The sequence below is a fragment of the Pseudomonas putida genome (genome assembly GCF_030159595.1).
In the GTDB taxonomy this organism is placed as follows: domain Bacteria; phylum Pseudomonadota; class Gammaproteobacteria; order Pseudomonadales; family Pseudomonadaceae; genus Aquipseudomonas; species Aquipseudomonas putida_AC.
On record NZ_BSKJ01000054.1, the window covers coordinates 1 to 246 of the forward strand.

The 246-nt window shown below is 69.1% G+C and carries 1 pseudogene; it reads left to right on the top strand.

What is annotated here, in order from left to right:
- A pseudogene (locus tag QQL85_RS26505) lies at window positions 1-246 on the top strand (hypothetical protein); the annotation flags it as partial.

Consider the following 246-nt stretch of genomic DNA (forward strand, 5'->3'; position numbering starts at 1 on the left):
TCATCGCTGGTGATGTCCCGCTCGGCCGCGATCGCTACCGCCGCCAACGACGTGTTCGACCAGGCGGCGTACACGGCGAAGTTTGGCGCCCGCGGCAGCCTGGACGGCAATGACACCATCAACGGCCTTGGCGGCGACGATCGCATCGCCGCGGGCCGCGGCAACGACACCATCGATGGCGGCACCAATGGCGCGGCCGGCGACGTTGCGGTTTTCACCGGCGCCCGAAGCAACTACACGGTGGCC